Annotated in this window: 27 protein-coding genes; 20 read left to right on the forward strand and 7 right to left on the reverse strand. The window is 64.3% G+C overall.

The annotated features are described in order from the left end of the window. Positions 1 to 212: 212 nt before the first annotated feature. The 4 genes from NKH06_RS07500 to NKH06_RS07515 all read left to right on the forward strand — a co-directional run bounded on the left by NKH06_RS07500 (position 213) and on the right by NKH06_RS07515 (position 4,595). Complete coding sequence (locus NKH06_RS07500) at positions 213 to 1,985, forward strand: methyl-accepting chemotaxis protein (RefSeq protein WP_352864464.1); 1,773 nt, start codon at positions 213 to 215, stop codon at positions 1,983 to 1,985. A gap of 345 nt (positions 1,986 to 2,330) precedes the next feature. Further along, positions 2,331 to 3,431, forward strand: coding sequence for a hypothetical protein (locus NKH06_RS07505; protein WP_352440551.1), 1,101 nt, complete (start codon positions 2,331 to 2,333; stop codon positions 3,429 to 3,431). 110 nt (positions 3,432 to 3,541) lie between these two features. Then, on the forward strand, positions 3,542 to 4,162 hold the full coding sequence (locus tag NKH06_RS07510; protein WP_023810683.1) for a nucleoside triphosphate hydrolase: 621 nt from the start codon (positions 3,542 to 3,544) through the stop codon (positions 4,160 to 4,162). A gap of 85 nt (positions 4,163 to 4,247) precedes the next feature. Beyond that, positions 4,248 to 4,595: a hypothetical protein gene (locus NKH06_RS07515; protein ID WP_352892638.1), complete on the forward strand. Its 348-nt coding sequence runs from the start codon at positions 4,248 to 4,250 to the stop codon at positions 4,593 to 4,595. A gap of 23 nt (positions 4,596 to 4,618) precedes the next feature. Here the strand turns inward: NKH06_RS07515 and NKH06_RS07520 are convergent, their stop codons facing one another. From NKH06_RS07520 to NKH06_RS07530, 3 genes are all read right to left on the reverse strand, one after another. Further along, positions 4,619 to 5,323: a glutathione S-transferase family protein gene (locus tag NKH06_RS07520; RefSeq protein ID WP_352440553.1), complete on the reverse strand. Its 705-nt coding sequence runs from the start codon at positions 5,321 to 5,323 to the stop codon at positions 4,619 to 4,621. 164 nt (positions 5,324 to 5,487) lie between these two features. Beyond that, complete coding sequence (locus NKH06_RS07525; protein ID WP_128304230.1) at positions 5,488 to 6,696, reverse strand: beta-ketoacyl-[acyl-carrier-protein] synthase family protein; 1,209 nt, start codon at positions 6,694 to 6,696, stop codon at positions 5,488 to 5,490. A 5-nt stretch (positions 6,697 to 6,701) separates the two neighbouring features. Next, positions 6,702 to 6,956, reverse strand: a complete 255-nt coding sequence (locus NKH06_RS07530) for an acyl carrier protein (protein ID WP_013528393.1) — start codon at positions 6,954 to 6,956, stop codon at positions 6,702 to 6,704. Positions 6,957 to 7,172: 216 nt separating this feature from the next. On the opposite strand from NKH06_RS07530, the gene NKH06_RS07535 reads away from it, so the two are divergent. From NKH06_RS07535 to NKH06_RS07555, 5 genes are read left to right on the forward strand one after another with little or no spacing between them, the layout of a single operon-like run. Beyond that, complete coding sequence (locus tag NKH06_RS07535) at positions 7,173 to 8,006, forward strand: urease accessory protein UreD (RefSeq protein WP_502895174.1); 834 nt, start codon at positions 7,173 to 7,175, stop codon at positions 8,004 to 8,006. Positions 8,007 to 8,034: 28 nt separating this feature from the next. Beyond that, positions 8,035 to 8,337, forward strand: a complete 303-nt coding sequence (locus tag NKH06_RS07540) for an urease subunit gamma (protein ID WP_015314510.1) — start codon at positions 8,035 to 8,037, stop codon at positions 8,335 to 8,337. A gap of 10 nt (positions 8,338 to 8,347) precedes the next feature. After that, positions 8,348 to 8,602, forward strand: a complete 255-nt coding sequence (locus NKH06_RS07545) for a DUF1272 domain-containing protein (protein WP_027161066.1) — start codon at positions 8,348 to 8,350, stop codon at positions 8,600 to 8,602. 32 nt (positions 8,603 to 8,634) lie between these two features. Then, positions 8,635 to 9,222: a HupE/UreJ family protein gene (locus NKH06_RS07550; RefSeq protein WP_128304229.1), complete on the forward strand. Its 588-nt coding sequence runs from the start codon at positions 8,635 to 8,637 to the stop codon at positions 9,220 to 9,222. 8 nt (positions 9,223 to 9,230) lie between these two features. After that, positions 9,231 to 9,536, forward strand: coding sequence for an urease subunit beta (locus NKH06_RS07555; protein ID WP_352440554.1), 306 nt, complete (start codon positions 9,231 to 9,233; stop codon positions 9,534 to 9,536). A gap of 20 nt (positions 9,537 to 9,556) precedes the next feature. On the opposite strand, the gene NKH06_RS07560 is transcribed toward NKH06_RS07555, so the two are convergent. Both NKH06_RS07560 and NKH06_RS07565 read right to left on the reverse strand, forming a co-directional pair. Continuing rightward, positions 9,557 to 10,045 (reverse strand): hypothetical protein, encoded by a 489-nt coding sequence (locus tag NKH06_RS07560; RefSeq protein WP_352892640.1) that lies wholly within the window; start codon positions 10,043 to 10,045, stop codon positions 9,557 to 9,559. 129 nt (positions 10,046 to 10,174) lie between these two features. Next, complete coding sequence (locus NKH06_RS07565; RefSeq protein WP_352440556.1) at positions 10,175 to 10,558, reverse strand: hypothetical protein; 384 nt, start codon at positions 10,556 to 10,558, stop codon at positions 10,175 to 10,177. Positions 10,559 to 10,740: 182 nt separating this feature from the next. Here NKH06_RS07565 and ureC point away from each other — a divergent pair, with 182 nt between their 5' ends. The 8 genes from ureC (at position 10,741) to NKH06_RS07605 (ending at position 16,971) form a co-directional block, all read left to right on the forward strand. Further along, complete coding sequence (ureC, locus tag NKH06_RS07570) at positions 10,741 to 12,453, forward strand: urease subunit alpha (RefSeq protein ID WP_502896737.1); 1,713 nt, start codon at positions 10,741 to 10,743, stop codon at positions 12,451 to 12,453. A 92-nt stretch (positions 12,454 to 12,545) separates the two neighbouring features. After that, positions 12,546 to 13,139, forward strand: coding sequence for a hypothetical protein (locus NKH06_RS07575; RefSeq protein ID WP_023810694.1), 594 nt, complete (start codon positions 12,546 to 12,548; stop codon positions 13,137 to 13,139). Between the two features lie 44 nt (positions 13,140 to 13,183). Then, entirely contained in the window at positions 13,184 to 13,789 is a 606-nt protein-coding gene (locus NKH06_RS07580) for a glutathione S-transferase family protein (RefSeq protein WP_023810695.1), read from the forward strand. Continuing rightward, positions 13,786 to 14,379: an urease accessory protein UreE gene (gene ureE, locus NKH06_RS07585; protein WP_023810696.1), complete on the forward strand. Its 594-nt coding sequence runs from the start codon at positions 13,786 to 13,788 to the stop codon at positions 14,377 to 14,379. The genes NKH06_RS07580 and ureE overlap by 4 nt, the downstream gene beginning before the upstream one ends. Further along, positions 14,372 to 15,043 carry an urease accessory protein UreF gene (locus NKH06_RS07590; RefSeq protein WP_023810697.1) on the forward strand — a complete coding sequence of 224 codons (672 nt, stop codon included), beginning with the start codon at positions 14,372 to 14,374 and terminating at the stop codon, positions 15,041 to 15,043. The genes ureE and NKH06_RS07590 overlap by 8 nt, the downstream gene beginning before the upstream one ends. Further along, positions 15,040 to 15,480 (forward strand): DUF3995 domain-containing protein, encoded by a 441-nt coding sequence (locus tag NKH06_RS07595; RefSeq protein WP_128304225.1) that lies wholly within the window; start codon positions 15,040 to 15,042, stop codon positions 15,478 to 15,480. The genes NKH06_RS07590 and NKH06_RS07595 overlap by 4 nt, the downstream gene beginning before the upstream one ends. Then, complete coding sequence (gene ureG, locus NKH06_RS07600; protein ID WP_013528407.1) at positions 15,477 to 16,121, forward strand: urease accessory protein UreG; 645 nt, start codon at positions 15,477 to 15,479, stop codon at positions 16,119 to 16,121. The genes NKH06_RS07595 and ureG overlap by 4 nt, the downstream gene beginning before the upstream one ends. An 82-nt stretch (positions 16,122 to 16,203) precedes the next feature. Beyond that, the gene (locus NKH06_RS07605) at positions 16,204 to 16,971 is read left to right on the forward strand and encodes a class II aldolase and adducin N-terminal domain-containing protein (protein WP_292338211.1); all 768 of its coding nucleotides are present in this window, start codon (positions 16,204 to 16,206) and stop codon (positions 16,969 to 16,971) included. 5 nt (positions 16,972 to 16,976) lie between these two features. Here the strand turns inward: NKH06_RS07605 and NKH06_RS07610 are convergent, their stop codons facing one another. Beyond that, the gene (locus tag NKH06_RS07610; protein ID WP_352440557.1) at positions 16,977 to 17,609 is read right to left on the reverse strand and encodes an HAD family hydrolase; all 633 of its coding nucleotides are present in this window, start codon (positions 17,607 to 17,609) and stop codon (positions 16,977 to 16,979) included. Between the two features lie 259 nt (positions 17,610 to 17,868). Here NKH06_RS07610 and NKH06_RS07615 point away from each other — a divergent pair, with 259 nt between their 5' ends. Then, on the forward strand, positions 17,869 to 18,828 hold the full coding sequence (locus NKH06_RS07615) for a sugar-binding transcriptional regulator (protein ID WP_023810701.1): 960 nt from the start codon (positions 17,869 to 17,871) through the stop codon (positions 18,826 to 18,828). A gap of 37 nt (positions 18,829 to 18,865) precedes the next feature. Here the strand turns inward: NKH06_RS07615 and NKH06_RS07620 are convergent, their stop codons facing one another. Then, positions 18,866 to 19,051: a hypothetical protein gene (locus NKH06_RS07620; protein ID WP_023810702.1), complete on the reverse strand. Its 186-nt coding sequence runs from the start codon at positions 19,049 to 19,051 to the stop codon at positions 18,866 to 18,868. Between the two features lie 110 nt (positions 19,052 to 19,161). On the opposite strand from NKH06_RS07620, the gene gcvA reads away from it, so the two are divergent. Beyond that, positions 19,162 to 20,067, forward strand: coding sequence for a transcriptional regulator GcvA (gcvA, locus tag NKH06_RS07625; protein ID WP_023810703.1), 906 nt, complete (start codon positions 19,162 to 19,164; stop codon positions 20,065 to 20,067). 223 nt (positions 20,068 to 20,290) lie between these two features. Continuing rightward, positions 20,291 to 21,601: an ABC transporter substrate-binding protein gene (locus tag NKH06_RS07630; RefSeq protein ID WP_128304222.1), complete on the forward strand. Its 1,311-nt coding sequence runs from the start codon at positions 20,291 to 20,293 to the stop codon at positions 21,599 to 21,601. Positions 21,602 to 21,605 lie beyond the last annotated feature (4 nt).

Below are 21,605 nucleotides of genomic sequence, written 5' to 3' on the forward strand. Positions count from 1 at the left end.
TGGTCATCCTCAATGCAAAAGCACGCGATGCGCGCAACGAGTTCGTAATTGCAACTTGACACCCCAGATAGTCGCTCTCCCCCACATTCGTGGGGCGAGGAACCCAAGCCTGCGAAGCCGCCCCGAAAACGCCGGTTTTCCCGTGTCTTTCCTTGCCAGGGCCGCGTTTCCCGTGGGAAGGGGCGTGGTATCTCAGGGCTTGGGGGCTTGGCATGACGAACATCGGGGCCGGGGGCGCTGCGCCCTCGCTTATCAGGGCATCGCTCAGCCGCACTGGCAAATGGGCCGGCAGCGTCGCCTTTATCGGGGGTGCCGTATCCGACATCCTCAATCCGCTGGCGCCGTTCGCCGCCTATATCGCGCTGATCGCCGCGGTGGCCGCAATCATCATCGCCATTGCCATCGTGCTCAGGCTGGTGCTGGCGGCCAGAGCGCTGCCGGCCTTGATCTTCGCCACAACAGCAGCGGCGGTCGCCGGCGGCGTCTACGGCCTGCAGCAGCAGACCAACGCCCAGAACGGGGTGATCGCCAGCCTGGTGCCGGCCATTGCCGGGCTGCAGCAGTCGATGGGCATCGTTACCGAAAAAGTGGCCAGGATCGAGCAGACCGTCACGCAGACGCAGAAGACGGTCGAACAGGTCAAGCAGTCGACCGACACGGTGGCCAAGAAGACCGATGAGATCGCTAACGCCCAGCAGCAGCAGACGCAGCAGACGGCGGAAGTGCAGAAGACCACCGACGAGGTGAAGAAGCAGACCGAGAAGCTGCAAGAAACGACTCAGCAGATCGCCGCCTCGATCGACACCATCGCCAGGGGCTTTGCCGCCCTTGCCGCGCAGGGTGGGGCGATCGCCGAGCCGAAGCGGCCGGACGAGTTCTACCACAATGCCCGTGTCTACGAGCTGTCCGGCGACATGCTCAATGCACGGCGCTCCTACCTCGCCTTTGCCGGCTTCGATGTCGACGCCATCGATCCCTATACGCGCTTTGCCACGCTGCTTCGGGTGCAGGACGGCAAGGCCGGCGCCCGCGAAGTGTTCGGCGCGCTTGCCGACAAGGGCAAGGCGCTGTCGATCAAGCTGGTGCATATCCAGCAGTTCGACGACGCCCAGCGCGTCGACAAGCTCAACGCCTTCATATCAGCCAATCCAGATTTCGCGCCGGCCTATTTCCTGTTGGCGCAGGAGTTTTCCGAAGACCGGCTCGGCGCCCAGACGCTGGCCGACAAGCGCAACGAGGCCAAGGCGCTGACCAAGTTCACGTCCTACGAGAAGGATGGCGGGCTGCTCACATATTTCGTCGACCAGACGCAGCTGGCCGACTGGCTGGACCGCAGCCGCAGCCGGCTGGCCGCACTCGGCGACGTGCTCGATCCCGCCCGCTTCGTGCCTTCGCTGACGCCGATGCGCTCCAACCAGGGCTGGTCGATGACCATCTCGCTGCCCGAGCCGGCGACCGCCATCTCCTGGCGCATGGGCAACAGCGGTCCGTTCACCGACACCGGTTTCCTGGCCATGAACGACCAGACGACCGGCAAGCCGATGGCCAATCCGAGCTTCGAGATGCCCGACAGCACCGTGGCCGGCATCATCGCCATCAAATATCTCGACATCAGGGGCCGCGAGACCGGCCCGTTCGACATCCGCTTCGACCCGGAGGCGGCACTCCAGCAGGGCAACAAGCAGATCCTCGACCAGTTCTGGACCTCGTGGATCGCCTTCGATGCCAGCGGCAATCACGGGCTGGTCTATTTCACCCAGATGCTGTCCTACCGCTGCGCCATCAAACAGGTGCACTACAGCCTGAACGGCGCGGCGCTCGACAAGGAGATCAAGATGCCGCGTTGCGACAAGAAGGACCCTTACGCCATCCCCTACGACTACCAGCCCTATTTCAAGGTCGCCGACAGCGTGAAATCGATGTCGGTGCAGGTCACCTACACCGACGGCACCAAGTCGCCGGTGCGGGAATACAAGCGGCAGTAGCTACGCTCACCCTCCCCCTTGTGGGGAGGGCTATCGCACGTGGAATTCTTGAGATGTCTGCCCGGCACGGACCCCCACCCCTAACCCCTCCCCACAAGGGGGAGGGAGACTTCCGTTGGCGCCGACCCAGGCTAGTCGCCTGTCTTTTCGGCGCCAAAGAAAGAACAATTAAGGCACGCGACAGCGTTCCCTCCCCCTTGTGGGGAGGGTTAGGGTGGGGGTCCTCTTCGAAAGAATCCATATGCGATGTGGGAGGGTGAGAACTGATGCAAAATGCCTGTCGCGGTGCTTGCGCAAGTGCCGCCGAACAGGCCAGTTTGCGCCTGCAGAATCGGTGAGAGCGCGATGACCATCCAGACCATCAAGGCCCGAGGCATTTCGGTTTCGCTCGACCTCACGGTCGGCCATATCGCCGGCATGGTCGTCGAGGGTGGCGGACGGCAGTTGAAGCCGCTGCACCGCGCGCCCTGGGTTGATGCGAATGAGACGCTGCCGGACAATTTGCCGGAAGGTACGGTTCGGCTGTCCGGCGATTTTCTCTGCGCGCCGTTTTCGCGCAGCGATGTCGAGGAGGCGCCGCTGCATGGCTGGCCGGCCAACAGCGCCTGGGACATCGCCGAAAGTGCCGCGACGGATGATGGCTGGCGCGCGGTCTACCGCCTGCGGCACAAGGTGATGGGTGCCAGCGTCGACAAGATCCTGACGCTGCGCGACGGCCATCCCTTCCTCTACCAGGAGCATGCGTTTTCCGGCGGCCATGGTGCCATCTCGGTCGCGCATCACCCGATGACGGCGATGACGGGCGGCGGCAGGCTGGCCTTTTCGCCGAAGCGGTTTGCGGCGACGCTGGACGACCCGCTGGAGCCGGATCCCGCGCGCGGCCGCTTCCTGCTGGCCTATCCGGCACGATCCGCCGATCTCAGCCAATTCCCCGCCGCCGGCGGCGGTACGCTCGACCTGACGGAATACCGCATGGACGACCGCCGCGAGGATTTCCTCACGCTGGTCGAGGCGGATCATGGCGGGCCGGGCTGGACCGCGCTTGCACGAGAGGCCGAAGACGATCTGGTGCTGGTGCTGAAGAACCCGGCCGAACTGCCGATCACCATGCTGTGGTTCAGCAATGGCGGGCGCGACTACGCGCCGTGGAGCGGTCGCCACCTGGGCGTGCTCGGCATCGAGGATGGCCGCGCCGCCGTCGGCCATGCCGCCTCGATCGGCGACAACTGGCTGAAGCGCGAAGGGGTCGCGACCGCCTTTGCACTGGGCGAAGGCCAAAGCGTGTCCTTTCGCCATGTCATCGGCGCCATTCCGCTGGCCGGCGGCGAGCCGCCACAGGCGATCACGACGGCGGATGGCCGCATACGACTGGTGACGGGTGGCGCGACGCGGGAGGTTCCCTTCGACAGCGATTTCCTGCGCATTGGCCAGCCTGCGCCCGCTTGATGGGATTGCGCGGCCGTAGGGTTTGAAATTTCCGTGAACTGCCGCCAAGATGTGGCCGAAATCATCATGCGGAACATGGTGGATTTGAAGCTCCTGCCAGAGAGGCTCTCATGTCCGAAATCGCCCATCTCGCCGCCACCATCTTCAAGCGTGCCGGCAAGGCAAACCGCTTCATCGTGGCCATTGCCGGGCCACCAGGCTCCGGCAAGTCGACGCTGTCGGCAAGGCTGCATGAACTGCTGCCCGAAGGTGCTTCGGAAGTCGTGCCGATGGACGGCTTCCACTATGACGACGCCGTGCTCGAGCGGCGCGGCCTGCGCGCGCGCAAGGGCGCGCCGGAAACCTTCGACTTTGCCGGGTTTGAGGCCCTGCTGAAGCGTATCCGTGCCGGTGAACCCGACATCGCCATCCCGGTCTTCGACCGCAGCATGGAGCTGTCGCGCGCCGCCGCCTCGATCGTCGCCACGGAAACCAAGTTCATCCTGGTCGAGGGCAACTATCTGCTGCTCGACGAAGAGCCGTGGTCGCGGCTGGCGCCGCTGTTCGATTTCTCGATCTTCGTCGACGTGCCGCGCAACGAACTCGAGCGCCGCCTGATGGAGCGCTGGCACGGACATGGCCGCTCCGACGAAGATGCGCGCGCCTGGATCGCGTCCAACGACCTGCCCAACATCGAACGCGTGCTCGCGCGGCGCCGGGCTGCCGATCTGGTGATCGGCCTTTCCGCTTGATTCGACGGATTGCGCAAGGGGAACCTTAAGACTTTCAGGCCGTTATCCCGACACGGCAATTGTGCCAGAAGAGGGATTCGGTCCAATGGCAATCAAGGCAAGAAAGCCCGCGCCCGCCAAGGGCAAGGCGACCCAATCCAAGGCCGGCGCCGGCCCGGCGATGACAGCCCGTTCGAAGGACGCCAAGCCGGCCTTCGGCAAGGCAGCGCCGAAGAAAGCGGTGCCGGCCGCAGCGAAAGCCGCGCCAAAAGCAGCAAAGCCGAAGAAGCCCGTGAGTTCCAGCGACTCCCTGAGCGGCAGTGCGGTGCGCACGGCCAAGGCGACGGCGAACGTCGCTGCCGGCGCCGTCATGGTCGCCGCCCGAGGTGCTGCGTCGCTCGCTGCTTCCGTCATGGGCAAAGGCGGTTCGAAGGCCAAAGCGAAGGCAAAATAGCCGCGCTTCGGAGGCTGGTTCGGCTATCCCTTGGCGGGGATGGTCAGGCCTTTCTGCACCGCCGGCCGCGCCAGGCCGCGTTCCAGCCATGTTCCCACATGGGCGAAATCGTCGAAGCCGACGAGTTCGCGCGCTTCGTAGAATCCGATCAGGTTGCGCACCCAGCCGAGCAGCGAGATGTCGGCGATGGTGTAGTCATTGCCCATGATCCACTTGCGCCCCTTCAGCCTGCCGTCGAGCACGCCGAGCAGTCGCTTTGACTCGTCGCGATAGCGCTCCAGAGGGCGTTTGTCGGCGATCTCGCGACCGGCGAATTTGTGGAAGAAGCCGACCTGGCCGAACATCGGCCCGACCGAGGCCATCTGGAAGAACACCCACTGGATGGTCTCGTAGCGGCGCGCAGCATCGATGGGCATGAGCAGGCCGGTCTTTTCAGCGAGGTAGAGCAGGATGGCGCCGGATTCGAACAGGCCGATCGGCTTGCCGTCCGGACCGTTCGGATCGATGATCGCCGGTATCTTGCCGTTGGGGTTGAGCGACAGGAATTCCGGTGTCCAGCTTTCGTTCTGGCCGATGTTGACCCAATGCGGCTCGTAAGGCAGGCCGAGTTCCTCCAGGGCGATCGAAATCTTCACGCCGTTCGGCGTTGTCGCCGAATAGAGCTGGAGCTGATCCGGACGCTTGGCCGGCCAACGCGTTGCGATCGGAAAGGCGGACAGGTCGGCCATGGAAACTCCTGAATGAGGATTCGCGCCGAGCGGCGCGGTTTTGGCGGGTCGGCCAAGGATTAGACGCGGCGCACGGCACGATCAATGGCGTGCAAGGGTTTCGTTGCGCGCGAACAGTCAACGGAACGGCCTGCTTGGGGCAGATCGCGCGCCCGGCCTTGCGTTCAGACGGCCTTGAAGGCCAGCACGGCATTGGTGCCGCCGAACGCGAAACCGTTGCTGATCGCGGCGCGCACCTTGCGCTCGCGCGGCACATTCGGCGTGACGTCGAGGTCGCAATCGGGATCGGCCTCACGAAAATTGGCCGTCGGCGGCACGATGCCTTCGCGGATCGCCATCACGCAGGCGATCATCTCCAGCGCACCCGATGCGCCCAGGCAATGGGCGTGCATCGACTTGGTCGACGACACCGAAAGCTTGTAGGCATGGTCGCCGAAGACGCGCTTGATCGCTGCCGTCTCGATCTGGTCGTTGGCCTTGGTGCCGGTGCCATGGGCATTGAGGTAGTCGACATCCTCGGGATTGAAGCCGGCATCGGCCAGGCAGGCGCGCATGGCCGCCGTCGGCCCTTCGACGGTCGGAGCGACAATGTCGGAGGCGTCGGCGGAGAGGCCGGCGCCGGCGACCTCGGCAAGGATGGTGGCGCCGCGCGCCATGGCATGCTCATACGTCTCCAGGACCGCCATGCCGGCGCCCTCGCCGAGCGACAGTCCCTGGCGGTCGGCCGAGAATGGCCGGCAGGTGTCGGGCGCCAGCACGCGCAATGCTTCCCAGCCCTTCAGGATGCCCCAGACCAGCGGCGCATCGGTGCCGCCGGCGACCATCACGTCGGCGCGGCCAAGCCTGATCTGGTCGACGGCCGAGGCGATGGCGTGGTTGGATGAGGAGCAGGCCGAGGTGACACCGAAGACCGGGCCGCGCAGGCCCAGACTCATGCTGACGTGGCCGGAGGCCGCGCTTGGCATAACCTTTGGCACGGTGAAGATACCGGCGCGGTTCTTGCCCTCGACCAGGATGGCACGATAGCTCTCTTCGATCGCCTCCCAGCCGCAGACGCCGACGCCGACGACGGTGCCCATCCGATAGGTGGTGGCTTCATTCGAAGTCAGGCCGGCCTGCTGCATGGCTTCCCTGGCTGCGATCGTCGCCAGCAGGCTGAAGCGGTCCATCGACACGGTCTGCTTGCGGTCGATGCCGTGATCGGGAAGCGCCTTGATTTCGCAGCCGACCTTGACCTTCAAATCATGCAGTTGGGGACTTGTGATCTGGCCGATGGCCGAGCGGCCGGCGCGCATCTCGTTCCAGATCGCGGGCGCGCTGGTGCCGAGCCCGCAAATGCCGCCCATGCCGGTGATGACAACGCGCTGCCGCATTCAGTTCAGGCTTTTTTCGCGATCAGCGCGCGCACAGCTTCGACCATGTCGCCGACATTCTTCAGATTGCTCCAGGCGTCGACCGTGTTCATCTCGATCTCGATGCCATACTCTTCCTCAAGATCGAAGATAATCTCCGTCAGCTCGAGCGAATGGATGCCAAGCGAGGTCAATTCGGTGGTGGTGGTGATTTCTTCGCCGCCCGGCTCGGCATGAGCCTTGATCTTCGCGATGATATCCGTTGCCAGCTGGTCGGCCATTCGGTTCCTTCCCCACTATCTCGACGTTTCCCGACGCCAACTGAGCAGCGCCCCTTTTTCTCCTGGTATCAAGCCGCCGTCGTCGTTTAATACCCCCGCCAAGCGCAGCATGACCGTACCAAGGTGGTTCCCTCTATAGAAACCGAAACGTTGTCAAGCAACAAGCTATATCGAACTCCATATCGACAAAGCCGCCGGAGTGCTTAACGTGCAGGCATGGATATGGGCGAACATGGCGGGATTTCGACGCAGCGCGTTGCGGGCGTCGCGCGGCTTTCCTGCGCGCTCCGTGAGGGCCGCACGCGCCTGCGGCGCCTCTATCAGGACGGCGCCGCCAAGATAAGAATGCCGGCCGTCTCGGCCGATCCGCTCGAAGCGGTGCTGATCAACACCGCCGGCGGGATGACCGGCGGCGACCGTATCGCCTGGGACGTGGATGTCGGCGCGGCCGCTTCGGCATCGATCACCACGCAGGCCTGCGAGAAGATCTACCGGGCGGCATCCGACCGTGCCGAAGTGCGGGTCAATTTGTCGGTCGGGGAAAACGGCCGCATCGCCTGGCTGCCGCAGGAAACCATCGTCTTCGACCGGGCGGCCTTTGCCCGCACGCTCGACGTCGAGCTTGCCGTCGGCGCCGAGGCGCTGGTGCTGGAAGCCGCCGTCTTCGGTCGCCTGGCTATGGGCGAGCGCGCCACGCAGGGCAACTTCCATGACCGCTGGCGCGTGCGCCAGGATGGCGCCCTCATTCATGCCGAGGATTTCCGCATCGGACCCGATATCGCCGCCAGGCTCGACCGCCCGGCCGTTGCCGGCGGCGCGATCGCGGTGGCGACGCTGCTTCTGGTGTCGCCGCACGCCGAGGCCCTGCTCGACCAGGTTCTGGAGATCGTCGGCGACCAAGGCAGCGCCAGCGCCTGGTGCGTGAAGAAATCTGGCAAGCTTCTTGCGAGGCTCTACGCCGGGGACGGCTACCGGCTGCGCCAGCGGCTGGTTCCACTCGTCGAATTGCTCAACGGAAGGGCGGGGTTGCCCAAATTATGGTCACTATAGGCCTGTCTCTACCAATCCAGGGAAACGCATGAACCTGACGCCGAGGGAAAAGGACAAGCTGCTGATCGCCATGGCGGCGATCGTGGCGCGCAAGCGGCTCGAACGCGGCGTCAAGCTCAACCATCCAGAAGCGATCGCGCTGATCACCGACTTCGTCGTCGAAGGCGCCCGCGACGGCCGTCCGGTCGCCGAACTGATGGAAGCCGGCGCTCATGTCGTCAGCCGCGCGCAAGTCATGGAAGGCATCGCCGAGATGATCCATGACGTGCAGGTCGAGGCGACTTTTCCCGACGGCACCAAGCTGGTGACCGTGCACGAACCGATCCGTTGAGGAGGACAGGATGCTGGAGCTGCGTCCCAACTGCGAATGCTGCGACAAGGACCTGCCGCCCGAGGCGACGGATGCGCTGATCTGCACCTTCGAGTGCACCTTTTGCGCCGGATGCGTGGAACAGGTGTTGGGCGGCATCTGCCCCAATTGCGGCGGTGGTTTTTCGGCGCGGCCGATCCGCCCGGCAGCGATGCTGAAGAAATACCCGGCGTCGAGTAAACGCGTTCTCAAGGCCGAAGGCTGCGGCCCCCGCAAGGCGGCGTAAACACCAGACCGAGCAAAACGAAAGGCAATAGAATGATCCCTGCCAAACGCCTCTCCCTGTCGGCGATCCTGCTGCTGGCCGCTGCCATGCCGGCCTATGCCCATGTCGGCATCGGCACGGCCTCCTCCTTCACGGCCGGCTTCATGCACCCGCTTTCCGGGCTCGATCACATGACGGTGATGATCGCGGTCGGACTGTGGGCAGCGATCAAGGGCGGCAAGGCGGTTCTTGCCTGGCCGGCGGCCTTTGTCGGTGTCATGCTGGTCGGCGGCGCGCTGGGCATTTTGCATATGCCGCTGCCCTTCGTCGAACCCGGCATACTGGCCTCAATCGTGGCGCTCGGGCTGCTGGTGGCGCTGGCGGTCGATCTGCCGGTCTCGGCCGGCGTCGCCATCATCGGCCTGTTCGCGCTGTTCCACGGCCACGCGCATGGCACCGAGGTGCCGGAGAATGCCGGCGGGCTTGAATACATGGCCGGCTTTGCCATCGCCACGCTGTTGCTGCATGCCACCGGCATCGCCGCCGGTCTCGGTCTCGGCATCCGGTTCCGCGGCTTGGCCCGTACTGCCGGTGCCGCCTGCGCGGCGATCGGCATCGGCCTCGCCTTCGGCATCGTGTGAGGGTGACCATGATCCCCGGTGAGATCATCACGGTGGACGGCGACATCGAGCTCAACAAGGGCCTGCCGACCGTCACCCTGAAAGTCGCCAACAGCGGCGACCGGCCGATCCAGGTCGGCAGCCACTACCATTTCTTCGAGACCAATGAGGGGCTGAAATTCGACCGCGAGCGTGCCAGGGGCATGCGTCTCGACATTGCCGCGGGCACGGCCATGCGTTTCGAGCCGGGCCAGGAGCGCGACGTCACGCTGGTGCCGCTCGGCGGCAAGCGCGAGGTCTACGGATTTCAGCAGAAGGTGATGGGCAAGCTGTGAGATCTCCCGGCGCGCTCAGCTCAGTTCGATGGCTTGGCCGCGGCGTAGATGACGATCTTTCCGGGATTGTCGAATTCGACGGCGAGGACATCCTGCGCCTGCACGCGCCGCGATTCGATGGCGTTGAACAGCAGCGCGTTGGCCTCGATCTCCTTGCGCAGCTCCGTGATGTCGTCTTGATGCTGCTTGACCTTGCTTTCGATCTCCGGCGGCGGGCCGCCTTCGCTGCGCGCGGCGTCGGTGAGGAACACGATGTCGACCTTGTCGAGCTTGGACGTCTTGCGCACCGTACCGATGTTTTCACGCGTGCGGTCGATCGCCGTGTTGACGCTGCGGGCTTCGGCGGTGGCCTTGGCCTCTTCCTGCTTGACGTGCGAGCCGACGATGCGGTTGACGGTCTCCGTGCTTTCCAGCCCTTGCGCTTTCAATCCGGCAACAGACCCTGCCGCCGCCAAGAACGCCGTGGCGGCGACTGCCTGCATTCTGGTCGAGAAAGAAGTGATCGCCATCGCTCGCTCCTGAGAGAAGTCGTTTCGGGGCGCGGGTTAGCGCGAAAAGAACAAAACGAATCCCGCCCGGCGAAGGTTCCTTTCCCGATGCGGCCGGCAGGCCGGATGCCGGCCCGCCGTGCCGTCTCGTCAGCTCGCCTTCTTGGTGATCAGGGTCAGTGCGCCATTGGGTTCCATGCTGGCGGCGACGACTTGCGCCGAACTGAGCCCCTTGGCTTCCAGCGCCGACTTCACCTTGGGCGTGGCGTCGATAGAGCTGCGCAGTTTCTTCAGGCCGTCATCGCCACGCTGGGCGATCACCTGGTTGACCTGCGTCTGGGTGTCCTTCGGCAGCTCGGTGATGTCGACGATGTTGACGCTCTGGATCGTCGGCACCGCAGGCTGAGCCTGGGGCGTGGCTGGAGCAGGCGTTGCCGGCGCCGGAGCGGGCTGTGGCGCGGGTTGCTGCTGGGCACCCGCGGCGCCCGCCAGCATCAGGCTGGCAGCAGCGGCAAGAATTATTGTTTTGCGCATGGATTTTCCTTTCCATCGATTGGCAAACGGTCGGTCTGGGGTGACCCCCTAACCTCAACCGCCAAATGGGATCAGAAGGTGTCGCCCAGCGGGTCATTGCGTGACCATAGGATGGCAGCAATGTGCAGCCGCGCTTCAATCCCACCGCATTTCGGCAAACCGCATTTCAGGAGCAATCGCTGATGGCCAGAATTACCCGCGCCGCCTATGCGCAGATGTATGGCCCGACGGTCGGCGACAGAGTGCGCCTTGCCGACACCGAACTGTTCATCGAGGTCGAGAAGGATCTCACCATCCATGGCGAAGAGGTGAAATTCGGCGGCGGCAAGGTGATCCGCGACGGCATGGGCCAGAGCCAGGTTTCCAGGGCGCAAGGCGCCGTCGATACCGTCATCACCAACGCGCTGGTGATCGATGCTAGCGCAGGCATCTTCAAGGCCGACGTCGGCCTCAGGGACGGGCGCATCACGGCCATCGGCAAGGCCGGCAATCCGGACACGCAGGATGGCGTCACCATCATCATTGGTCCCGGCACCGAGATCATCGCCGGCGAGGGCAAGATCCTGACCGCGGGCGGCTTCGATGCGCATATCCACTTCATCTGCCCGCAGCAGATCGAAGAGGCGCTGATGTCAGGCATCACCACTATGCTCGGCGGCGGCACCGGTCCGGCGCACGGCACGCTGGCCACCACCTGTACGCCGGGGCCATGGCACATGGCCCGCATGATCCAGTCCTTCGATGCCTTCCCGATGAACATCGGCCTGTCGGGCAAGGGCAATGCCTCGCTGCCCGCAGCCCTCGAGGAAATGGTGCTGGGCGGCGCCTGCTCGCTGAAGCTGCACGAGGACTGGGGCACGACGCCGGCGGCGATAGACTGCTGCCTGTCGGTCGCCGACGACTATGACGTGCAGGTGATGATCCACACCGACACGCTGAACGAATCCGGCTTTGTCGAGAACACCGTCGCGGCTATCAAGGGCCGCACCATCCACGCCTTCCACACCGAGGGCGCCGGCGGCGGCCACGCGCCCGACATCATCAAGGTCTGCGGCCTGCCCAACGTCATCCCGTCCTCGACCAACCCGACGCGGCCCTACACGGTCAACACGCTGGCCGAGCATCTCGACATGCTGATGGTCTGCCATCATTTGTCGCCGTCGATCCCCGAAGACATCGCCTTTGCCGAAAGCCGCATCCGCAAGGAAACCATCGCGGCGGAAGACATTTTGCACGACATCGGTGCCTTCTCGATCATCTCATCGGACAGCCAAGCCATGGGCCGCGTCGGCGAAGTGGCGATCCGTACCTGGCAGACCGCCGACAAGATGAAGCGCCAGCGCGGCTCGCTGCCGCAGGAGACCGGCAACAACGACAATTTCCGCGTCCGCCGCTACATCGCCAAATACACGATCAACCCGGCCATCGCGCATGGACTGTCGAAAGACATCGGCTCGATCGCGGCGGGCAAACGCGCCGACCTGGTGCTGTGGAACCCGGCCTTCTTCGGCGTCAAGCCGGACATGGTGCTGATCGGCGGCATGATCGCCGCCGCCCCGATGGGCGACCCCAACGCCTCGATCCCGACGCCGCAGCCGATGCACTACCGGCCCATGTTCGGCGCCTATGGCAAGGCAAGGACCAACTCGTCGGTGACCTTTGTTTCGAAAGCCGCGCTCGAATCAGGCCTGCACGGCAGGCTTGGCGTCGACAAGCAGTTCGTCGCCGTTGAAAACACCCGCGGCGGCATCGGCAAGCATTCGATGGTGCTCAACGACGCCACGCCGCATGTCGAAGTCGACCCGGAAACCTACGAGGTCCGTGCCGACGGTGAATTGCTCACCTGCGAACCGGCGACGGTGCTGCCGATGGCGCAGAGGTATTTTCTGTTTTGAAGCGGCGATTCGACCGGGCGAGCCTTATCCGTTGCAGCCCTTGGTGGGAGGCAGCAATATGCGGCCGACCACCAGTTGCATTGTGATCGAGCATGGCCACCGAAATCGCTTCCGCCCACGACATCTTCCCGCATATCCGCATCGTCATGGGCATGGTGATCGGGCTTGGCGTCGCCCGCCTGCTGTCGGGGGTGGCGCGGATCGTCCAGCATCCCGGCCAATACAAGCTCTATCCCGTGCATCTGGCCTGGGTCGTCTCGGTGCTCCTGATGCTGGTGCATTTCTGGTGGTGGGAGTTCGGCCTCTACGCCATCGAAACCTGGACCTTCGGCAAGTATCTGTTCATCATCTTCTACGCGATCACGCTGTTCCTGCTGTGCGCGCTTTTGTTTCCCGATTCGATGCTGGACTACACCAGCTACGAGGATTTCTTCTATTCGCGCCGGGCGTGGTTCTTCGGCCTGCTGGCGGCGACCTATATGCTCGACGTGGTCGACACGCTGCTGAAGGGGCCGGAGCATTTCGCCCGCTTCGGCAGCGAGTACCTGTTCCGCACGCCGGTCTTCGTCGCGCTTTGCATCATTGCGATCCTGGTGCGCGACCGCCGCTTCCATATCGCCTTCGTGACGGCGGCGCTCATCTATCAGATATCGTTCATCCTGCGGCTCTTCGACACCATCGTCTGAACGAACGCGATGGTCTAGCTTGTTGGGGAAAGGCAGGGTTCGACATGTACAAGGCCGTTGGATCGCGCGGATCCCGGGTCAGCCGCGTTCTCTGGATGCTCGAGGAGCTCGGGCAGCCTTATGAATTCGTCGAGGTCAGGCTGCGCTCACCGGAAGCCTATGCGCTCAACCCATCGGGCAAGGTGCCGATCCTCATCGATGGCGAACTGACGGTGACGGATTCGGCGGCGATTTGCGTCTATCTCGCCGACAAGCACGCGGACATGGGCATGAGCGCCAACCCAGGCCTAGCCGGTCGCGCCGAAATGGATTCCTGGATGCATTTTGCGCAGAGCGAGCTTGAAGCGCCGCTGTGGAACAAATTGCGCCATCGCTTCCTGCTGCCGAAGGACGTACGCGTCGATGTCGGTCCTGCGGCGGCTTACGATTTTGCCTCGGAGCTGAAGGCGCTGGAGCGGCGGCTGGGCGACAAACCGTTTGCGCTGGGCGCTCGGTTTTCCGCCGTCGACGTGCTGCTCGGCGACATGGGCGGCTGGGCGCGTGCCGGCCGGTTTGAGATCGAGTCCGAACGCGTCAACGCCTATTTCGACCGCGTGCTGGCGCGGCCTGCGCGTGTGCGGGCACAAGCAAATGGAGGATCCATGAAATGAAGCTCAACCTCAACACCGACTTCACCAAATTCCCGCGCGCCGTCTCCGTGCTGTCCGCCGGCAATGCCGGAACCACCCTACCGTCCGGCCGGGCCATTCTCGCCCATGACGAACGCCATCTGCGCCGCCGCGCCATCGAGCTTGCCGACGGCAGCAAGGTGCTGGTCGACCTGCCCGAGCCCGTCGCCTTGAACGATGGCGACCGTCTGGTGCTGGAGGATGGCGGCCATATCGAGATCATCGCGGCGCCGGAAGAGGTCTACGACATCCGCGCCCGCGACGGCGTGCATCTGGCCGAGCTCGCCTGGCACATCGGCAATCGCCATCTCGCGGCGAGCATCGAGGCCGGGCGCATCCTCATCCTGCGCGACCATGTCATCAAGGCGATGCTGGAGGGGCTGGGCGCCACCGTGACCGACGTGTCCGAACCGTTCAAACCGGTGCGCGGTGCCTATTCCGGCCATGATGGGCAAAGCCATGATCACGGCCATGCGCATGCGCACAGCCACGCGGAAGCGCACAGCCATTCTCATGGCGAAGCGCATTCCCATTCGCACAGTCATGCCGGCCATCGCCACGATCATGACTGACCAGCCTTCGAACATCGCCCTGCTGCGGCTGATGGCGTGGCTGTCGCCTGCCTTTCCGGTCGGCGGCTTTTCCTACAGCCATGGTCTCGAGCGCGCGGTGCATGACGGGCTGATTGCCGATGCCGACAGCCTCGCCTGCTGGCTGGAAACGCTGGTCGAGATGGGCTCCGGCTGGAACGATGCCGTGCTGTTCGCCGAGAGTTGGCGCCGCGCGCGCAACGCAGGCGATCTCGATGAAGTAGCGGCACTCGCGGAGGCGCTGGCCGGCTCGCGCGAACGCCACACCGAAACCATGCTGCAGGGTGCGGCCTTCCTCAAAGCGGCGGCGGCCTGGCCAAATCCAGTGCTGGAGCGCTTGCCGGCTGAATGCGCCTATTGCGTCGCCGTCGGCGCCATTGCCGGCGGCAACGGCATCGGGCTTCAGGACGCGCTGTCGGCCTTCCTGCAAACCTTCTTCTCCAACCTCGTGCAGGCAGCGATCCGGCTTGGCATCGTCGGCCAGAGCAAAGCCACAGCTCTGTTGGCCGGCTTCGAGCCACTGGCCCTGGCGACCGCGACCCGCGCCGCGCGCTCGACACTCGACGATCTCGGTGGCTGCGCCTTCGTTTCCGATGTCATGGCGATGAAGCACGAAACCCAGTATTCGCGATTGTTCCGTTCATGATCCTTCTCGCCTTCTCGCTTTCGACCGTTCTACTCCTGATTACCGCGCTGCACGCCTATTGGGGCCTTGGCGGCATCTGGCCGGGCCAGGATGCGGCCTCCTGCGCTCACGCCGTCGTCGGCTTTCGCGGCGTCGATGAGATGCCGACGCCGTTCGCCAGTTTCGCCGTCGCCGCGTGCCTGTGCCTGGCGACGCTGTGGCCGCTTGCGCTCATAGGCGTCTTTGCCTCGCCCTTCCCCCAGGAGGGGCTCGCCGCCACCTCGCTGCTCATCGGTCTGGTGTTCCTGGGACGCGGCATAGCCGGCTTCACGCCGTGGTGGCGGCGGCTGACGCCGGAACAGCCTTTCGCGCGGCTCGATGTCCGCTATTATTCGCCGCTGTGCCTGTTGATCGGGCTCGGCTTTGCCATCCTCGCCATCACGGAGTTTCCGACATGACACAGACAAATGGTCCGCTGCGCGTCGGCATTGGCGGCCCGGTCGGTTCGGGCAAGACGACGCTGACCGAAAAACTGTGCAAGGCGCTGCGCGACGAGTTTTCCATCGCCGTCGTCACCAACGACATCTACACCAAGGAAGACGCCATGATGCTGGCGCGGCTGCAGGCGCTGCCCGAGGACCGCATCATGGGTGTCGAGACCGGCGGCTGCCCGCACACCGCCATCCGCGAGGACGCGTCGATCAATCTGCAGGCGATCGCGCAGATGAACAGGAAATTCCCGGATCTCGACATCGTCTTCATCGAATCCGGCGGCGACAACCTCGCCGCCACCTTCTCGCCCGATCTCGCCGACCTGACGCTCTATGTCATCTCGGTTTGCCAGGGCGAGGAGATCCCGCGCAAGGGCGGGCCGGCAATCACCCGCTCCGATTTCCTGGTGATCAACAAGAGCGACCTTGCTCCTTACGTGAACGTCAACCTCGATGTCATGGAGAGCGACGCCGGCCGCATGCGCGGCAAGCGGCCGTTCGGCTTCACCGACCTGTCGCGCGGCAAGGGGCTGCAGGAGGTGATCGATTTCATCATCGAGCATGGCGGCCTGCGAGCCGGCGCTGCCGCTGCCAGCACGGCGGCGTGAGACAGCTATCCCTGCACCAACCAAAACCGGTTGCGGGGATCGACTGGCCACGGCATTCTTGCCGAAACCGGAGGATTTTTCGATGAGCCTTGCCCGTCTGCAAAAGGAAACGCTGACCAACCTGCCCTACTATGAGGAGCGCGTCGATCTCGCCTGCGCCTTCCGCTGGACGGCGCGGCTCAACATGCACGAGGCTGTGGCCAATCATTTCTCGCTGGCCGTCAATGATGGCGGCACACAATTCCTGATGAACCCCAACCAGGTGCATTTCTCGCGCATCAAGGCGAGCGACCTTCTGATGATCGATGCCAACGATCCAGAAACGCTCTCCGGCCCCAATGCGCCCGACCCGACGGCGTGGGGGCTGCATGGCGCCATCCATCGCAATGTGCGTCACGCGCGCTGTGTCATGCATGTGCACTCGATCCACGCCACGGTGCTGGCATCGCTCGCTGACTCGACATTGCCGCCGATCGACCAGAATTCGGCGATGTTCTTCAATCGCCATGTCGTGGACGCGCATTATGGCGGGCTGGCCTTCGAGGAGGAGGGCGAGCGCTGCTCGCAGCTTCTCGTCGATCCCAAGGTCAAGGTGATGGTGATGGGCAATCACGGCGTGCTGGTCATCGGCGATACGGTCGCCGATGCCTTCAACCGCATGTTCTATTTCGAACGCGCCGCCGAGACCTACATCAAGGCGCTTTGGACCGGCCGCCCGCTGCGCACGCTGTCAGATGCGATCGCCGAAAAGGCCGCGAGCGAGATGGACGACTATCCCGGCCAGGCCGAACGCCATCTCAGCGAATTGAAGGCGATCCTCGACGAGCAGGAACCGGCCTACCGGAACTGATTGCCTTACAGGCCCAGTTCAGCCCGCAATTCCTCGGCGCTGTTGATGACGACGGCGCCGGGCGGTCCGCCCATCGGCGTTTCCGGCCAGAAGATCGTCTTCATGCCCGCCGCCAGCCCTGCCATGGCGCCCGGCCAGCTGTCGTCGATCGCCACGGCGTGCGCGGGGTCGACGCCGGCCAGATACGCGGCGCGCAGGAACGGCTCGGCATGCGGCTTGCCTTCGCGCACATCGTTGCGGCTGATCGTCTTCATGCCGGGGTAGATCAGGCCGACCATGCTCAGATTGGCGTCGACGATCATCCGGTCCGAATTCGAGACCACGGCCTGCTGGATGCCTCTTGCACGCAGCTCGTTGAAGATCTCGATCGCGCCGGGGCGCGGCTTCAGGCTCTCCACCAGCGGCAGGTAGTGTTCGTATTTGCGCACGATCCAGTCGTCGAAAGGCAGGTCCAGGCCGAACTCGTCGCGCATCATCTCGTAGACCGGCCAGGCGGCAACGCCGAGCACGCGCTCATGCAGATCGTCCGGCGGGACAAGGCCGACATTGCGCATCGCCGCCATCAGGGCTGCTTCATGCAGCGGTTCGCTGTCGACAAGCGTGCCGTCCATGTCCCAGAAAACCGCTTTCGGCATCATGTGAGGCTCCTTTTTGCCATCCCTTAAAGGGTTTGAGCCGGGAGATAAACCTTCGGAGCGCAAGAACCTGCCGCCTGCCGAGACCGCGGCCAAGTCTCTTTGGCGACAGAGACTTCGTGGGAGAAGAAAAACTGGGCCGTGCTTACGTCGATGAACAGCAAGCAATTGCTCCCGAGATTGACAATTGCGCAGTTGGCCGTTCCCTGCGAAAGTGGGGCATGGGCCGCTCTCACAACCGGCGGTCTCGGGAGGCAGGACTTTGAATAGCCGGCAGGATGGTGGCAGCAACAGGCTGGACGATGCGGCGCGCGCCGGCTGGCTTTATTATGTTGCCGGCAACACACAGGACCAGATCGCTTCGACGCTCGGCATTTCGCGGCAGACGGCGCAGCGGCTGGTATCGCTGGCGGTGTCGGAGGGCTTGATCAAGGTTCGCGTCGACCATCCGATCGCCAACTGTCTCGATCTGGCGGCACGGCTGAGATCGCGCTTTGCGCTCGATCTGGTCGAGGTGGTGCCGAGCGACCCCAATTCGTCCTCGACCACGATCGGCATCGCCGAGGCGGCTGCCGCCGAGATCGAGCGGCGGCTGCGGTCGCCGACCCCGATCGTCATGGCGATCGGCACCGGTCGCACGCTAAAGGCGGCGATCGAGCAGCTGCCGCCAATGGAATGCCCGCAGCACAAGGTGGTGTCGTTGACCGGCAACATCTCGCCGGACGGCTCGGCCGCCTTCTACAACGTCATCTTCACCATGGCCGACAGGGTCAAGGCGCGCTCCTTCCCGATGCCGCTGCCGGTCATCGCCTCGTCGCCGGAGGAGCGCGAGATGCTGCTCAACCAGCCGATGATCCAGCCGACGCTGGCGCTGGCGGCGGAAGCCGACGTCACCTTCATCGGCATCGGCGATCTCGGCCCCAAGGCGCCGCTCTACGAAGACGGCTTCATTTCGGAGAGCGAATTGAAGGCGCTGCAGAAGGCCGGCGGCATCGCGGAGATCGTCGGCTGGGTGTTCGATAGGGAGGGCCGCATGATCGAGGGCATCACCAACGACCGGGTGTCGTCGGCTTCGCTACCGTCACGCGAGAAATCGCTGGTCATCGCACTGGCCATGGGCGAACGAAAGCTGCCAGGCATCCTAGCGGCCGCGAACCGGCGGCTGATCAACGGCCTCATCACCGATGAACGGACCGCCGCCGCCCTGCTGGCTGGCATCTGACCGGACCCACAACCGGTTTGCGATAAGGCCAACCGCACTAGCCGTGCCGCCCGAAAGGGTCGTTGCCATCGAGAAACCCGAGATCGCGCTGCAGATGCGGCGACAGGTCCCTGATATCGAGATGTGCCCGTTTTTTGGTCGCGAACCAGCCGAATCCATCCGTCAGCCACGAAAACCAGCGGTGATCCGGTGCGGGAGTGCATTTTTGCTGCGCCATGGTCATGATCGTCAACCTTCGCTATCCTGGACCCGAATGACGGGTTGACTGGGAATGTCGGTCTTGCCGGCGGTCTTTGCCAATCGAACATCGATCATGATCCATAAGGAGGCCTTATGCCGGACCTCGGCTCGCGACAGGTTTCGCCACTCCCGCCGCTGCAGGCGATCCGGGTGTTCGACGCGGTGGCGCGGCATCTTTCCTTCACCAAGGCCGCCGGCGAACTCGCCATGACGCAAGCGGCGGTCAGCTATCAGATCAAGGTGCTGGAGGAGCGTGTCGGCGCGCCGCTGTTCCTACGCCGGCCGCGGCAGATCGTGTTAACCGAGGCCGGGCAGCGCCTGGCACCTGCGGTCAGCGAGGCCTTCGCCATCCTTGGCCAGGCCTATGCCGCGGTGCGTGGCGGGGCCGACGGCTTGCTGTGCGTCACGACGGTGCTGACATTCGCCTCGAACTGGCTCGCGCACCGGCTGGGGTCGTTCCAGATCGCCCATCCGTCGCTGGCGGTGCGGCTCGAAACGTCGAGCCGCCTGACCGACTTTGCCCGCGAGGATACCGATATCGCCATCCGCTCGGGCGGCGGCAAATGGCCGGGCCTGGAAGCGCACAAGCTGCTCGATGCCGACTTCACGCCGATGCTGAGCCCGAAACTCGCGGCGACCATCGGCGGCGTCAGGGAACCGGCCGACCTCTTGCGGCTGCCTATCCTCGATCCCGGCGACATCTGGTGGACGGAATGGTTCTCGGCTGCTGGCGTGCACTCACACGATCTTGCCAAGCGGCCCGGCAGCAGCATGGGCGCGCAGGCCTATGAGGCCAATGCGGCGATCGCCGGTCATGGCGTCGCGATCCTGACCAGGGCGCTGTTCAAGGCGGAACTCGCGGACGGGCGCCTGATCCAACCTTTCGATCTGGTTGGCGACGACGGCCATGCCTATTGGCTGGTCTATCCCGAGGCGCGCCGCAACGTGCCGAAGATCCGTGCCTTCCGCGACTGGCTGCTGGCCGAGATCGCCTGCTGACCGGCAAGCTTCCGGGCTGCACCTGGTTCTCGCAGATCTATCCGCTGTTGCCTCACTGTTGCGGCCGGGACGATCCTCGCCCTGGCAATTTCCGCTCGTCCCGGCCTGCGGTTTGCCCAAGTGCTGCGCTGCAGCATCGAATCCGGCTTGACATAATTCACGCCAGGTGAGTAATTGCCCAAAGCCAAGGCAAATGCTCATCTTGGTTCAAGGGAGGAATTTGATGAAACTTCGCACGCTCACCCTGGGCTTGTTGACGGCCAGCACGCTTGCGTTCGCCGCACATGCCGAATCCATCACCATCGCCACCGTCAACAATGGCGATATGGTCCGCATGCAAAAGCTGACCGAGGACTTCACCAAGGCGAACCCCGACATCCAGCTCAACTGGGTTACGCTCGAAGAAAACGTGCTGCGCGAGCGCGTCACCACCGACATCGCCACCAAGGGCGGCCAGTACGACGTGATGACCATCGGCACCTATGAGGTTCCGATCTGGGCCAAGCAGAGCTGGCTGCTGCCGCTCGACAAGCTCGGCGACGACTACGACGCCAAGGATATCATCCCGGCCATCGCCGGCGGCCTTTCGGTCGACGGCAAGCTCTATGCCGCGCCCTTCTACGGCGAAAGCTCCTTCGTCATGTACCGCAAGGACCTGATCGAGAAGGCCGGACTGAAGATGCCCGACGCGCCCACCTGGGACTTCATCAGGCAGGCCGCCGACAAGATGACCGATCGCGCCAATGGCGTGAACGGCGTGTGCCTGCGCGGCAAGGCCGGCTGGGGCGAGAACATGGCTTTCCTGACCGCCATGTCGAACTCCTTCGGGGCGCGCTGGTTCGACGAGAACTGGAAGCCGCAGTTCGATCAGCCGGAATGGAAGAACACGCTGCAGTTCTATGTCGACCTGATGAAGGCCGACGGCCCTGAGGGTGCGTCCTCCAACGGCTTCAACGAAAACCTGGCGCTGTTCCAGCAGGGCAAATGCGGCATGTGGATCGACGCCACCGTCGCTGCGTCCTTCGTCTCCGATCCCAAGGCATCGCAGGTCGCTGACAAGGTTGGATATGCGCTGGCACCCGACAATGGCCTGGGCAAGCGCGGCAATTGGCTGTGGGCATGGTCGCTGGCGATCCCCGCCGGCACGCAGAAGGCCGATGCCGCCCAGAAATTCGTCTCCTGGGCGACCAGCAAGCATTATGCGGAACTCGTCGCTTCGAAGGAAGGCTGGGCCAACGTTCCTCCGGGCACGCGCTCCTCGCTCTACGCCAATGCCGAATACCAGAAGGCGGCTCCGTTCGCCAAGATGACGCTGGACTCCATCAACGCCGCCGATCCGACGCATCCGACCGTCAAGCCGGTGCCCTATGTCGGCGTGCAGTTCGTCGCCATCCCTGAGTTCCAGGGTCTTGGCACCACTGTCGGCCAGCTCTTCTCGGCGGCTCTTGCCGGCCAGTCGAGCGTCGACGATGCCCTGAAGCAGGCCCAGGACGCTGCCACCGCGGCAATGACCGAAGGCGGATACATCAAGTAAGGCT

This window comes from Mesorhizobium sp. M1342, from assembly GCF_040317955.1.
Taxonomy (GTDB): domain Bacteria; phylum Pseudomonadota; class Alphaproteobacteria; order Rhizobiales; family Rhizobiaceae; genus Mesorhizobium.

Coding starts and splice junctions, on each gene's coding strand:
- NKH06_RS07500 (WP_352864464.1), top strand. CDS start 213: ATGACGAACATCGGGGCCGGGGGCGCTGCGCCCTCGCTTATCAGGGCA.
- NKH06_RS07505 (WP_352440551.1), top strand. CDS start 2,331: ATGACCATCCAGACCATCAAGGCCCGAGGCATTTCGGTTTCGCTCGAC.
- NKH06_RS07510 (WP_023810683.1), top strand. CDS start 3,542: ATGTCCGAAATCGCCCATCTCGCCGCCACCATCTTCAAGCGTGCCGGC.
- NKH06_RS07515 (WP_352892638.1), top strand. CDS start 4,248: ATGGCAATCAAGGCAAGAAAGCCCGCGCCCGCCAAGGGCAAGGCGACC.
- NKH06_RS07520 (WP_352440553.1), bottom strand. CDS start 5,323: ATGGCCGACCTGTCCGCCTTTCCGATCGCAACGCGTTGGCCGGCCAAG.
- NKH06_RS07525 (WP_128304230.1), bottom strand. CDS start 6,696: ATGCGGCAGCGCGTTGTCATCACCGGCATGGGCGGCATTTGCGGGCTC.
- NKH06_RS07530 (WP_013528393.1), bottom strand. CDS start 6,956: ATGGCCGACCAGCTGGCAACGGATATCATCGCGAAGATCAAGGCTCAT.
- NKH06_RS07535 (WP_502895174.1), top strand. CDS start 7,173: ATGGATATGGGCGAACATGGCGGGATTTCGACGCAGCGCGTTGCGGGC.
- NKH06_RS07540 (WP_015314510.1), top strand. CDS start 8,035: ATGAACCTGACGCCGAGGGAAAAGGACAAGCTGCTGATCGCCATGGCG.
- NKH06_RS07545 (WP_027161066.1), top strand. CDS start 8,348: ATGCTGGAGCTGCGTCCCAACTGCGAATGCTGCGACAAGGACCTGCCG.
- NKH06_RS07550 (WP_128304229.1), top strand. CDS start 8,635: ATGATCCCTGCCAAACGCCTCTCCCTGTCGGCGATCCTGCTGCTGGCC.
- NKH06_RS07555 (WP_352440554.1), top strand. CDS start 9,231: ATGATCCCCGGTGAGATCATCACGGTGGACGGCGACATCGAGCTCAAC.
- NKH06_RS07560 (WP_352892640.1), bottom strand. CDS start 10,045: ATGGCGATCACTTCTTTCTCGACCAGAATGCAGGCAGTCGCCGCCACG.
- NKH06_RS07565 (WP_352440556.1), bottom strand. CDS start 10,558: ATGCGCAAAACAATAATTCTTGCCGCTGCTGCCAGCCTGATGCTGGCG.
- ureC (WP_502896737.1), top strand. CDS start 10,741: ATGGCCAGAATTACCCGCGCCGCCTATGCGCAGATGTATGGCCCGACG.
- NKH06_RS07575 (WP_023810694.1), top strand. CDS start 12,546: ATGGCCACCGAAATCGCTTCCGCCCACGACATCTTCCCGCATATCCGC.
- NKH06_RS07580 (WP_023810695.1), top strand. CDS start 13,184: ATGTACAAGGCCGTTGGATCGCGCGGATCCCGGGTCAGCCGCGTTCTC.
- ureE (WP_023810696.1), top strand. CDS start 13,786: ATGAAGCTCAACCTCAACACCGACTTCACCAAATTCCCGCGCGCCGTC.
- NKH06_RS07590 (WP_023810697.1), top strand. CDS start 14,372: ATGACTGACCAGCCTTCGAACATCGCCCTGCTGCGGCTGATGGCGTGG.
- NKH06_RS07595 (WP_128304225.1), top strand. CDS start 15,040: ATGATCCTTCTCGCCTTCTCGCTTTCGACCGTTCTACTCCTGATTACC.
- ureG (WP_013528407.1), top strand. CDS start 15,477: ATGACACAGACAAATGGTCCGCTGCGCGTCGGCATTGGCGGCCCGGTC.
- NKH06_RS07605 (WP_292338211.1), top strand. CDS start 16,204: ATGAGCCTTGCCCGTCTGCAAAAGGAAACGCTGACCAACCTGCCCTAC.
- NKH06_RS07610 (WP_352440557.1), bottom strand. CDS start 17,609: ATGATGCCGAAAGCGGTTTTCTGGGACATGGACGGCACGCTTGTCGAC.
- NKH06_RS07620 (WP_023810702.1), bottom strand. CDS start 19,051: ATGACCATGGCGCAGCAAAAATGCACTCCCGCACCGGATCACCGCTGG.
- gcvA (WP_023810703.1), top strand. CDS start 19,162: ATGCCGGACCTCGGCTCGCGACAGGTTTCGCCACTCCCGCCGCTGCAG.
- NKH06_RS07630 (WP_128304222.1), top strand. CDS start 20,291: ATGAAACTTCGCACGCTCACCCTGGGCTTGTTGACGGCCAGCACGCTT.